The organism is Rhodopila sp., assembly GCF_965277165.1.
Taxonomy (GTDB): Bacteria; Pseudomonadota; Alphaproteobacteria; order Acetobacterales; family Acetobacteraceae; genus Rhodopila.
On record NZ_CBDICE010000006.1, the window covers coordinates 349,473 to 361,584 of the forward strand.

Here is a 12,112-nt window from a genome sequence, read left to right on the forward strand (position 1 = left end):
ACGATGAATTCCGGTACTGCAATGAGTACATCATTTCGTTAATCTGCCATGCCTACACGGCCGGAGCGACCGCATGAACATCCTACAAGCCCTGGTAATCGCGATCCTGCAGGGGGCGACGGAGCTGTTTCCGGTCAGCAGCCTGGGGCACGCGGTGGTGCTGCCGGCGTTGCTGCATTGGGGAATCGATCAGCGTTCGGCTGAGTTCCTGCCGTTTCTGGTGATGCTGCACCTTGGCACGGCGACCGCGCTGCTGGGCTACTTCTGGCGCGACTGGTGGGCGATCATCACCGGGGTGCTGGGCATCGGCGACCCGCACCAGGTGTCGGAGAGCCGGCGGGTGTTCGTCCTGGTGGTGATCGCCACGATCCCGGCGGTGATCGCCGGGTTCCTGTTGGAGAAGTTTGTCCGCGGCCTGTTCGGCTCGCCGGTGGTGGCGGCATCGTTCCTTATCGTCAACGGATTTCTGTTGCTGTTCGGTGAGCGGCTGCGTGGCCGTGGCGGCTTCAACCGGGATCTTGCGACGTTGTCTCGGGGCGACGCGCTGGCGATCGGCTGCTGGCAGTGCACGGCGCTGATTCCGGGTATTTCGCGCTCCGGCGCGACCATCGTTGGCGGCCTGCTGCGCGGCATCAACCACGAGGGCGCGGCGCATTTCTCGTTCCTGATCGCGACCCCGATCATCCTGGGCGCCACGGTGCTGGAGGTGCCGAAGCTGATGCACGAGCACGTGGCGCACGGCGTGCTGGGAATGTCGGTGCTGGCGGCGGTGGTGGCCGGGGTTACCGCGCTGCTGAGCACGGCGTTCCTGATGCGGTATTTCCGTCAGCAGGACTCATGGGCGTTGAATCCGTTTGCCTATTACTGCATCGCCGCGGGTGCGGTGGCGCTTGGACTGTTGTTGCTGCTGTGACCGATCAGCCGGCGGCCCCCTGGGCGGAGCGGACCGGTTCGCCGCGATGACCGGGGTTGGGCGGCGGGCGCCGCTGATCGGGTGGCTGATCGCCTGCTACGCGTTCCTGTACGCCCCAATCGGGTTCCTGGTCATTTTCAGTTTCAACGATTCCAGGCTGGTGACCGAATGGTCGGGGTTTTCTCCGCGCTGGTATGCCACTCTGTGGCATGACCGGACGCTGATCGACGCCACCTGGCTGTCGCTGCGGATCGCCGTGGTGTCGGCGACGATCGCTTGCGTGGTGGGAGCGGCGGCCGGTTTCGCGCTGGCGAGGTTTGACCGGTTTCGCGGCCGCCTGCTGTTCGAGGCTGCGCTGGCCGCATCGCTGGTGCTGCCCGAGGTGATCACCGGCCTGTCGCTGCTGTTGCTGTTCGTCACGTTGCAGCAGGTGATCGGCTGGCCGGCCGGTCGCGGCGCCTGGACGGTGACACTGGCGCACGCCTCGGTGTCGGTCGCCTATGTCGCGGTGGTGGTGCGGGCGCGGCTGGTGGATGCCGGGGAGACGCTGGAGCAGGCGGCGATGGACCTGTATGCGCCGCCTTGGAAGGCGTTCGCGGTGATTACCCTGCCGCTGATGGCACCGGCCCTGGTGGCGGGGTGGCTGCTGGCGTTCACTCTGTCGATGGACGATGTCGTGGTAGCGAGTTTCACCTCGGGGCCGGGGGCGTCGACGTTGCCGATGGTGGTGTTTTCCGCCACCAGGCTGGGGGTGACGCCGGAGATATATGCGCTGGCGACGGTGATCGTGGCGGTGGTTGCGGTGGTGCTCGGGGCGATTGCGTTACTGTGGCGGCGGCGGATTGGGGTGGATGCCTGACCTGCGTTGCCGGGGTTGCAACTCCCACAGCCGAAGTTCTCTACCCGCCGACCCGTTCGTCCGAGTTCACCCCTAACTGCTTCAGCTTGCGGTGCAGCGCCGAGCGCTCCATGCCGACGAACTGGGCGGTGCGTGAAATATTGCCGGCGAAACGAAGTAGTTGCGCGTGCAAGTATTGTGTTTCGAACAGGTCGCGGGCTTCGCGCAGCGGCAGCGACATGATGTCGGCGGTGGGGTCGATGTTGAGCAGCGCGGGGGCACGCGAGCCGATTTCGGGCGGCAGCATGTCGGCGCGGATCGGGTCGCCGGCGTGACCGGGCGCCATGATCAGCAGCCAGTCCATCAGGTTGCGCAACTGGCGCACGTTGCCGGGCCAGTCATAGGCCTGCAGCGCCGCCAGCGTGTCGGCCGACAGCGCGCGCACCGGAATGCCGGAACTTTCGGCCGAGCGTTGGATGAACAGCAGCGCCAGGTTGGGCACGTCCTCGCGGCGCTCGCGCAATGCCGGCAGCTTCACCGGAACGACCGCGAGACGGTAGTAAAGGTCCTCGCGGAACCGCCCGGCGGCGATCTCGTTCTGCAGGTCGCGATTGGTGGTGGACAGCACGCGCACATCGACCTTGACGCGGGACGAACCACCCAGGCGCTCGAAAGTCTGGTCCTGCAGGGCGCGGACGATCTTGCCCTGGGTTTCCAGCGGCATGTCGGACACCTCGTCGAGCAGCAGTGTGCCGCCATGGGCGCGCTCCAGCACGCCGGCCCGCCGGGGCTGGGAGTTGGGATCGTTGCCGGCCTCCAGGCCAAACAGTTCTTCTTCGAAACGTGATGGGTTGAGCGTGGCGCAGTTCATCACCACGAACGGTCCGCCGGCGCGGCGCGAGCGGGCGTGGATCATCCGGGCGACGACTTCCTTGCCCGATCCGGCGGGTCCCGAGACCATCACGCGGGATCCGGTCGGGGCCACCCGCTCGACCTGGGAGCGGAGTTGGCCGATCAGCCCGGAATCACCGGTCAGGGTGGCCTCGGGGCCGGCGCGCAGCCGCAGTTCCTGGTTTTCCCGCGCCAGCGCGGCGGCTTCCAGGGCGCGACGCACCACCAGCAGCAGGCGGTCGGTCTGGAACGGTTTTTCGATGAAGTCGTAGGCGCCGTGCTGGATGGCGCCGACCGCCACCTCGATGGTGCCATGGCCGGAGATCATCACCACCGGGACGTGCGGCTTCTCGCTTTGCAGGGTTTCCAGGATGGCGATCCCGTCCATGCGCGAGCCTTGCAGCCAGACGTCGAGGATGACCAGCGACGGGCGGCGGGTGCGAAACGCGCTGATCGCCGCCTCGGCGTCACCGGCGGCGCGGGTTTCGTAGCCTTCGTCGCGCAGGGTGCCCTCGATCAGCAGGCGGATGTCGGGTTCGTCGTCGACGACGAGGATTTCATGCGCCATGCGGCACCTGTGTCATCTCGCCGCGGGCGCCGGCTGACGGCAGCGCCTGGGGATGGCGCGGCAACAGCAGGCTGGCCACTGCCCCCGGACGGTCGGGCCGATCATCGAGGGTGAGCGCGCCGCCATGGTCTTCCATGATCTTTTTCACGATCGCCAGTCCCAAACCGGTTCCCTTCGCCTTGTGTGTCACATATGGTTCGGTCAACCGCGAACGGTCTTCCTTTGGCAGGCCGATGCCGTCGTCGGCGACGCTGATCAGCGTCGCGTCCGGCAGGTCTTGCACTGTCAACGCGATATGGCCAGAGCCGTCTCGGCCGTCTGACATAGCGACTGCGTCAGCCGCATTCTGCAACAAATTCGTCAGCGCCTGACGCATCATGCGCCGATCGCAGGGCACCACTGGTCCCCGTTCGGGAATATCGGTGGTCCATTCGATGCCGGGACGCGCGGTCTTCTGCAAGACCAGGGCTTCGCGCGCGACACGGCCGATATCCTCGGGTTTTATCACCGGTTGCGGCATGCGGGCAAATGCCGAGAATTCATCGACCATGCGGCCGATATCGCCGACGTGGCGAATGATGGTGTCGGCGCATTGCGAGAACGTGTCGGGGTCGGACTGGATTTCCTTGGTGAAACGCCGTTTCAGACGCTCGGCCGAAAGCTGGATCGGGGTCAGCGGGTTCTTGATCTCGTGGGCGATGCGGCGCGCGACGTCGGACCAAGCCGCTTTGCGCTGGGCCGATTGCAGTTCGGTGATGTCGTCGAAGGTGACGACGAAGCCGTCGGTGCGTCCGCCCGACAGTTCGGCGCCGATGCGCACCAGCAGGATGCGGCGATGGGCTTTCGGGCCGGCCTGGATCTCGGCGGTGCAGGCCTTGTCGGGCGAGGCGGCGGCGTCGCGGAACAGGGCGGCGAACTCGGGCACGATCTCGGCCAGCGGATGACCGATGGCGGCGAGCAGATCGAGGCCCAGCAGTTCATCGGCGGTGCGGTTCGGCAGTTCGATGCGGCCCTGGCCGTCGAGGCCGATGACGCCGGCGGAGACGCCGGACAGCACGGTTTCGGTAAACCGTCGTCGCTCATCGATCTGGCTGTAGGCGTCCATCAGTTCGGTGCGCTGGGCGGCGAGCTGTCCGGTCATGCGGTTGAACGCGCGTGACAGGCCGGCGAGCTCGTCGCCGGTGGCGGCTTCCTTGACCCGCACCCCGAGGTCGCCGCTGCGCACCCGTTCGGCGGCGCTGATCAACATGCCGACCGGGCGGGCGATCTGGTTGGCCATGATCAGGCCGATCAGTCCGGCGGCGAGCAACACCAGCAGGGCGACGATGGCGAAGATCCAGGCGAAGGCGATCTGCAGCCAGGATCGGTTTTCATCCAGCCGATGGTATTGCGAGACTGCCTGTTCGGTGCGCTTCATGTAGGACAGGATGGATGGGTCGATCGGGCGCCCGATCATCAGCATCAGCGGTGGCGTGGACTCCAGCCGGACCACGGCGCGCACGCGGGTGCCGTCGCCGGCATTGAGCACCACGACGTCGCCGTTGAGCGCCTGCTGAGTAACCGATTGCGGCGGCGCCTCGACCCCCATGCCGACGAACATGCCGGCGGCGGCCAGCACCTGTCCGCTGCTGGGTTCGTAGATCACCGCCTCGGTCAAGCCGCGCAGCGTGGTCTGGGTGTCCAGCACCTCGGCGAACACGGTCGGGTCGGCCGACATGAAACGACCGGCGCGGGCCAGGTCGTTGGCCATTTCCAGCGCGACGGCGCGGATGTTGTTGCGGTGTTCGTCGAGGTAGCCACGGGCGACCTGCAGCGACTCTTCCAGGCTGTCACGCACCGGGTCGTTGAACCAGGCGCTGATACCGAAATGGAAGAACGCGACGGCGAAGCAGGCGACGACGATGGTGGGGGCGACGGCGACGCCGCTGAACAGGAACACCAGGCGCACGTGCAGGCGCGATCCGGCGGAGCCGCGGCGGCGCTCGACCCAGACCCGGGTCAGCCGGCCGGCGGCGACGGTGCCGAGCAGCAGCAGCACCGAGAGGTTGGCCAGCACCAGGCCGACGCTGACGCCGGGCTTCCAGCCGAGCGGGGAGCCGCGGGCGAGGATGATGAAGGTGGCGAGGCCGACCATCAGCGCCAGGATGGTCAGCACCAGGGTGACGACCTTGCCCAGCATGATGTCGCCCAGGCGGCCGAGGACAGACAGTCTCGGTTCCGAAATGACATCGCGGATCACGGTGCGCTGCGGGGCCGTGTTGCCTGTGGAGACGTTCAGGTCGTCAGCCATTGGGCGTTCCGCGTGGGGACCGGCGCTGCGGCGATGCGGGTTGTGGGGGCGCGGGCATTACATCAGGCCGCGCACGACAGGGATTTCCAGGTCGCGGATTTTCTTGCGCAGGGTGTTGCGGTTGAGGCCCAGCATCGATGCGGCCTTGATCTGGTTGCCGCGGGTGGCGGCCAGCGTCAGGCGGATCAGCGGGCGTTCCACCTCGGCGATGATCTTGTCGTAGACGTCGGTGACGCCCAGGCCATCGTTGTGGGCCGAGAGGAACTCCTTGATGTGGCGCTCGACCGCGCCTGCCAGGGTTTCCGGGCCGTTGGCCGCCTGGGTGGCGGCGGCGGGGCCCGGAGTGGGCAACGGATCGGCCAGTTCGGCCTCGACCACTTCGGCGCCGATCACCTCGTCGGGGCAGAGCGCCGCCATTCGGCGCATCAGGTTTTCCAGTTCGCGCACGTTGCCTGGCCAGCCATGCTGCTTCAGCCGGTCGACCGCGCCCTGGTCGAGGCTTTTCGCCGGCAATCCGTCCTCCCGCGCGCGGTCCAGGAAGTGGCGGGCCAGCACGGCGGTGTCCTCGACCCGTTCGCGCAGCGGCGGCAGGCGGATCGGCACCACGTTGAGGCGGTAGAACAGGTCCTCGCGGAACTGGCCGTGGCGGATCGCGGTGCGCAGGTCGCGATGGGTGGCGGCGATGATGCGGACGTTGGCCTTGATCGGCTGGCGGCCGCCGACGCTGGTGAACTCGCCTTCCTGCAGCACGCGCAGCAGGCGGGTTTGCGCCTCGGGCGGCATGTCGCCGATCTCGTCGAGGAACAGGGTGCCGCCGTTGGCCTGTTCGAAGCGGCCCTGGGAGCGGTTGGTGGCGCCGGTGAAGGCGCCGCGCTCGTGGCCGAACAGTTCGCTTTCGATCAGTTCGCGCGGGATCGCGGCCATGTTGATGGCAACGAACGAGCCGTTGCGGCGTTTGCCGTAGTCGTGCAGGGCGCGGGCCACCAGTTCCTTGCCGGTGCCGGATTCGCCGTTGATCATGACGGTGAGGTCGGCGGTGGTGAGGCGGGCGATGGTGCGGTAGATTTCCTGCATCGCCGGGCTGCGCCCGATCAGCGGCAGGCGTTCGTCGGTGTCCTTGGGTTCGGGGGGACTGAACGTCGGTTCCGACGGTGCTGCCAGGGCGCGACCGACGACCGACAGCAGCTCACGCAGGTCGAACGGTTTCGGCAGGTATTCGAAGGCGCCGCGCTGGGTGGCCTTGACCGCGGTGATCAGGGTGGATTGGGCGCTCATGACGACGATGCGCAGTTCCGGGCGGATGCGCTTGATGCGCGGGATCAGATCGAGGCCGTTCTCGTCCGGCATCACCACATCGGTGATCACCAGGTCGCCTTCGCCGTCTTCCACCCAGCGCCACAGGGTGGCGGCATTGCCGGTGCTGCGCACCTGGTAGCCGGAGCGGCCCAGCGCCTGGGTCAGCACGGTGCGGATCGAGCGGTCGTCGTCGGCGATGAGCACCGTGGGCAGGGTCATTGATCGGCGTCTTTCTCGCTGACCACCGGCAGGTGCAGGCGGAACTCGGTGCGGCCCGGGCGGCTGTCGACCTCGATCAGGCCGCCGTGGTCGCCGATGATCTTGGCCACCAGCGACAGGCCGAGGCCGCTGCCGTTCGATTTCGAGCTGACGAACGGCTCGAACAGATGCGGCCGGATGTCCTCGGGGATGCCGTTTCCGTTGTCACGCACGGCGACGAACAGCGGCAGGTCCATGCGTTCGGTGCTGCCGGGGATGGCGACGCGCATGCCGTGCTGGAAGCCGGTGGCGAGGATGATCTCGGGGTGGTGGATGCCTTCCTGGGTGGCGGCTTCGGCGGCGTTCTTCACAAGGTTCAGCACCACCTGGACGAGCTGGTCGCGGTTCGCCCAGACCGGCGGCAGCGAGGGGTCGTAGTGTTCCTGAAAGCGGATGTGGGCGGCGAAGCCGGATTGGGCGAGTTTGCGCACGTGTTCCAGGACGCGGTGGATGTTGACCGCGGTGCGTGCGATCGGCTTTTCGCCGAACGCTTCCATGCGGTCGACCAGTTCGCGGATGCGGTCGGCCTCGTCACGGATCAGTTCGGCGAGTTCGCGATCGGCCGGGCCGACGCTGGATTCCAGCAGTTGCGCCGCGCCGCGGATGCCGGAGAGTGGGTTCTTCACCTCGTGCGCCAGGATCGCCGCCATGCCGGAGACGCTGCGCGCGGCGCCGCGGAATGCCAACTGTCGATCGAGCGCGCGGGCGGTGGAGGCGTCTTGCATGACCAGCAGGATGGAACCGGGTTCCTCGGGCAGCGGCGAGCCTTGCACAGTGATGCCGCGCTTGTGGAGGCGGGGGCTGTCCAGGTTGAGGTCGTGGTCGGCGATGGTGGCCTCGGTGTTGCGCACCTGCTCGATCAGCAGGAACAGCGGGTTGTCGGGCGGCAGCAGGTCGCTGAGGCGGTGCTGGGCGAGCCAGGCGGCGGAGATGCCGAGGAACTGTTCGGCGGCGTGGTTGGCGTGGCGGAAGCGGTTGTCGGCGTCGAGCAGGACCACCGGAACCGGCAGTGCGCTGAGGATGACGGCGGCATCCGTGGTGGCGCGGCCGCCGCGCCCGGCCAGCAGGCGGGAGGCTTTGGTGATCACCGCGCTCATGCCGCTGCCGCGGTCGGCGCCGCATCTTGCTCGATGCCGGATCGGGTCAGGCCGCGGGCGATGAGCGGGTCGTAGAAGCGATCGATCAGGTCCAGCACCGCGGCGGCGTCGGGCAGGCGGTTCATGGTGGCGCGGAACTCGGCCGATGCGGGCAGGCCGCGCGAGTACCAGGACAAATGCTTGCGGGCCAGGCGGACGCCGGGTCCGCTGCCGAACTGGGTCAGCATGGCGTGGTAATGTCCGAGCAGGATGGCTTTTTGTTGGGCCAGGGAGGGGTCGGGCAGGCGCTGCCGGGTGCGCAGGTAGTGGGCCACCTGGGCGAGGAACCAGGGCCGGCCGTAGCAGCCTCGGCCGATCATTACGCCATCGGCGCCGGATTGGGCCAGCGCGGTGGCGGCGTCGTGTTCGGTGAGGATGTCGCCGTTGACGATGACCGGGATGGCGACCGCCTGCTTGACCTGGCGGACGAAGGCCCAGTCGGCGGTGCCGGTATAGAATTGCTGGCGGGTGCGGCCGTGGATGGTGACCATGCGGATGCCAGCGTTCTGGGCGATGCGGGCCAGGCGGGGGGCGTTCAGGCTGGCGTGGTCCCAGCCCATGCGCATCTTCAGGGTCACCGGCACCGGCACGGCCTTGACGGTGGCGGCCAGGATCGCCGCCGCGGCCGGTTCGTCGCGCATCAGGGCGGAGCCGGCTGCCTGCCCGACGGCGACTTTCTTGACCGGGCAGCCGAAGTTGATGTCGATCAGGTGGGCGCCGTTGCCGACGGCGAGGCGTGCGGCCTCGGCCATGGCGGCGGGGTCGCAGCCGGCGAGCTGGACCGCGGAGATGCCGCCGCAGCCATCGATTTCGGCCATCCCCAGGGTTTTCTGGTTTTCCCGGATCATCGCCCAGGAGGCGATCATTTCCGACACCACCATGCCGGCGCCGAGCTGTTTGGCGGCGCGGCGAAATGGTCGGTCGGTGACGCCCGACATCGGGGCGAGGATGACGGGTGTGTCAATCTTGAGACCCTGGCCCAGGTCGATCGGGGCCAGTTCGACCGCTCCGAGGGCAGTAGGTGTGATGTGTGAACGACAGTTGCCCATGATTTGGGCAAGTTAGCGACACGCTCGGCGGGGCGCAATGAGGGATCGTCTGCCTGAGGCATCGGCGCGGGATGCGCGGCCGGGAATCACTGTTTTGTGCGAAGGGTCAGCGCACCGACCCCGCCTTGAGATGGCGGGCTGAACAGAGGCTGCCGAGTGGCTTCCTTGCGATTGGAGGGGCAGATCTATGCCGTTGTTCAGGCATTTGATGAATTATTAATCTAAAAATGACTGATATTGGGCAATTGCCGTCCAGAGGTTATCAAAGTGGCTACAAAATACGCAACGATGGCGTCGTCGAGATCGCGGATGCGCTGAGCAGTTCCTCGAGCAGCGGTCGCGATTGCAGCAGGTGGCCGAGCGAATAGCCGTCCAGCACGTCGAGGAAGGCTCGAAGCGCGCTGCGCAGGGCTGAGCGCAGCAGACAGGCGCTTTCGATGCGGCAGGCGCCGCCGGGACAGAAGCACTCCACCAGGTTCATGTCGGGTTCGGTGTAGCGCACCACGGCGCCGATATTGATCTCTGCCGGCGGCCGCGCCAGCCGAATGCCGCCGCGGTTGCCGCGGACCGCCTGGACGTAGCCACCGGCGGCCAGATTGTTGGCGACCTTCATCAGATGGTTTCTTGATAGGCCGTAGGCCTCGGCCACCTCACCGACCGAGATCAGGTGATCGGGCCGAACCGCGAGATAAATCAGCGTGCGCAGCGAGTAGTCGGTGTGATGGGTCAGTCGCATTCAGCTCTCCGGGGCCGCTTGCGGGCGGGGTCGGTGATGGGCGGGGTCGGCGATGGGCGGGGTCGGCGATGGGCGGGATCGGCGATGGGTTGGCGGTTTAGCATGGCGGCGTCGGGGCGTCGCCAAACAGTCGCGGGATCAGCAACCAAACTGGCATGTCGTCTGCAACTATGAACTCGGCGTTGAAGCGAACACGAGACATTGGGAAAGGATTGTGTGGTGACCGATGAGCAAAAGACCCTGGTTAGGAACAGTTACGCGAAGATCAGCCCCGACGCACCCGCGGTGGCGGCGTTGTTCTACCGGCGTCTATTCGAATTGGATCCAAACCTGCGGCGGCTGTTCAAGGCTGACATGGCGGAACAGGGGCGAAAACTGATGGCGATGATCGGCACTGCGGTCGCCAACCTGGATCAGATCGAGACCATTGTTCCAGCGGTTAGCCAGCTTGGCGAACGCCATGCCGGCTACGGTGTGAAAGACGCCGATTACGAGACGGTCGGCACGGCGCTGCTGTGGACGCTGGAACAGGGGCTTGGCGAGGCATTCGATCCGCCGGCCCGGGAGGCTTGGACAGTCTGCTACGGCACCCTGGCCGGGGTCATGAAGAATGCGGCTGCCGCGGCGTCCTGAGACGCCTCAAACTGGCATATGCGTTGCAGGTTAGGGTGGGTGTCGACGGCGAGCCGCCGTGATGCGAATCGACAACCCCCAAACCCGGAGTGAGGCACCATGGCCATCGACTTCGAATTGACTGACGCGCAGAAAAAGCTGCAACGGTCGGCGCGGGCGTTCGCCAAAGACTGTCTGGAGCCGGTGGTCCGACAAGCCGATCTCGAACCCGATACGCAGAAGGCCTTCGAAATGATGCGCGGGCCGTATCGCGAGGCCTACAAACTGGGTTTTGCCATGGGTTTCCTGCCGAAGGACTATGGCGGCGGCGGCGTCAGCAACGTCGATCTGCAACTGGTGGCGGAGGAGATCACCGCGGTCGATCCGGGTTTCGCGACGATCCTGCTGGTCAACGGCCTGGGATTGATGCCGCTGGCCTGGTTTGGGTCGGAGGAGCAGAAGCGTAAATGGATCGGCGAAGCAACAAGTGATCCGACCGGCGAGTATCTGGCCGGTTGGACCGTCAGCGAGGCCGCGGGCACGCCTGGCGGGACGGCGAATTTCGATCATCCGGCCGGGCAGAGCGCCGGCATCAGCCTGACCGCGACACACGACAAGGGGCGCGGCGAGTATGTGCTGAATGGCCGCAAATACTGGCCTTGCAATGCCGGCGGGTGGGACCTGAAAGGCGCCAACGTCAATGTCTGCATTGTCCGCACCGACCCGAACAAGGGCGGCAAGGAGGGCCTCAGCGCGGTGCTGGTGCCGCGCGGCGCCCCCGGTCTGTCGTTCGAGCAGCCGATCTCGAAGCTGGGCCACCGGCTGTGCCAGAACAACTCGATCATCTTCGACAATGTACGGGTGCCGGAGGAGAATCTGTTCGCCCAGGGCAACGGCGACCTGATCATCAGCAAGGCGTTCACCTGGTCGGGTCCGGTGGCGGCGATCGCCGCCGTGGGGGTTGCTCGTTCGGCCTACGAATATGTGCTGGACTGGTCCAAGACCTATACCGCCGGCGGCAACCGGCCGATCATCAGCCATCAGGCGGTGGGCTATCTGCTGGCCGATACCGCGATGAAGATCGAGGCGTGCCGGGCGTTTTCCTGGAAGGCGGCGCATTATCTGGACAAGTATGATTCCGAGGGTCACGCGATCGGTGCGATGTCGAAGGTGTTCAGCGGTGAATTGCTGTTCACGGCGGTGTTCAAGACGATGCAGGCGATGGGCGTGAATGCACTGGACAAGAAACATCCGCTGGAGCGCTACCTGCGGGAGGCGGCGGTATTTCCGCTCTACGACGCGGGCAATATCGGCATGCAGATGCGCAAGATCTGGGGCGTGATGATGGACCCGGATTTCGATCCGCGGGCGTTTGCCGATTGCGCTCCGATCACTTTCAAGAAGTCGATGGAGGGGGCGGGGCTGGAACTGGTGGCCTGACGGCGGTCTGCGCTCACGGGTGCGGCGTGCCCGTGAGCGATGATTGTGCAAGCGGCGTGGCATGGCTGGGCCTTGCGTGAGGCAA

10 protein-coding genes are annotated in these 12,112 nt (G+C 66.5%); 4 read left to right on the forward strand and 6 right to left on the reverse strand.

Annotated features, from left to right (window positions below; translation table 11 throughout):
- Nucleotides 1-73: 73 nt before the first annotated feature.
- Together ACQY4Y_RS13280 and ACQY4Y_RS13285 are read left to right on the forward strand one after the other, a co-directional pair.
- Nucleotides 74-913, forward strand: a complete 840-nt coding sequence (locus ACQY4Y_RS13280; protein WP_428491089.1) for an undecaprenyl-diphosphate phosphatase — start codon at nucleotides 74-76, stop codon at nucleotides 911-913.
- A gap of 46 nt (nucleotides 914-959) precedes the next feature.
- A complete protein-coding gene (locus tag ACQY4Y_RS13285) occupies nucleotides 960-1,772 on the forward strand; it encodes an ABC transporter permease subunit (protein WP_428491090.1) in 813 nt (270 codons plus the stop codon).
- Between the two features lie 40 nt (nucleotides 1,773-1,812).
- Here ACQY4Y_RS13285 and ACQY4Y_RS13290 read toward each other — a convergent pair whose 3' ends face one another.
- The 6 genes from ACQY4Y_RS13290 to ACQY4Y_RS13315 all read right to left on the reverse strand — a co-directional run bounded on the left by ACQY4Y_RS13290 (nucleotide 1,813) and on the right by ACQY4Y_RS13315 (nucleotide 9,975).
- Nucleotides 1,813-3,210, reverse strand: a complete 1,398-nt coding sequence (locus ACQY4Y_RS13290; RefSeq protein WP_428491091.1) for a sigma-54-dependent transcriptional regulator — start codon at nucleotides 3,208-3,210, stop codon at nucleotides 1,813-1,815.
- Nucleotides 3,200-5,389 carry an ATP-binding protein gene (locus tag ACQY4Y_RS13295; RefSeq protein ID WP_428493635.1) on the reverse strand — a complete coding sequence of 730 codons (2,190 nt, stop codon included), beginning with the start codon at nucleotides 5,387-5,389 and terminating at the stop codon, nucleotides 3,200-3,202. The genes ACQY4Y_RS13290 and ACQY4Y_RS13295 overlap by 11 nt, the downstream gene beginning before the upstream one ends.
- Before the next feature lie 168 nt (nucleotides 5,390-5,557).
- Nucleotides 5,558-7,015: a nitrogen regulation protein NR(I) gene (ntrC, locus tag ACQY4Y_RS13300; RefSeq protein WP_428491092.1), complete on the reverse strand. Its 1,458-nt coding sequence runs from the start codon at nucleotides 7,013-7,015 to the stop codon at nucleotides 5,558-5,560.
- Nucleotides 7,012-8,151, reverse strand: a complete 1,140-nt coding sequence (locus ACQY4Y_RS13305) for a two-component system sensor histidine kinase NtrB (protein WP_428491093.1) — start codon at nucleotides 8,149-8,151, stop codon at nucleotides 7,012-7,014. The genes ntrC and ACQY4Y_RS13305 overlap by 4 nt, the downstream gene beginning before the upstream one ends.
- A complete protein-coding gene (gene dusB, locus ACQY4Y_RS13310; RefSeq protein ID WP_428491094.1) occupies nucleotides 8,148-9,239 on the reverse strand; it encodes a tRNA dihydrouridine synthase DusB in 1,092 nt (363 codons plus the stop codon). Before dusB ends, ACQY4Y_RS13305 begins: the two co-directional genes overlap by 4 nt.
- Nucleotides 9,240-9,510: 271 nt before the next feature.
- Nucleotides 9,511-9,975: an Rrf2 family transcriptional regulator gene (locus ACQY4Y_RS13315; protein WP_428491095.1), complete on the reverse strand. Its 465-nt coding sequence runs from the start codon at nucleotides 9,973-9,975 to the stop codon at nucleotides 9,511-9,513.
- 219 nt (nucleotides 9,976-10,194) lie between these two features.
- Between ACQY4Y_RS13315 and ACQY4Y_RS13320 the strand changes: the two genes are divergently transcribed.
- Complete coding sequence (locus ACQY4Y_RS13320; RefSeq protein ID WP_428491096.1) at nucleotides 10,195-10,608, forward strand: globin family protein; 414 nt, start codon at nucleotides 10,195-10,197, stop codon at nucleotides 10,606-10,608.
- A gap of 99 nt (nucleotides 10,609-10,707) precedes the next feature.
- Nucleotides 10,708-12,027: an acyl-CoA dehydrogenase family protein gene (locus tag ACQY4Y_RS13325; RefSeq protein WP_428491097.1), complete on the forward strand. Its 1,320-nt coding sequence runs from the start codon at nucleotides 10,708-10,710 to the stop codon at nucleotides 12,025-12,027.
- Nucleotides 12,028-12,112: the final 85 nt, after the last annotated feature.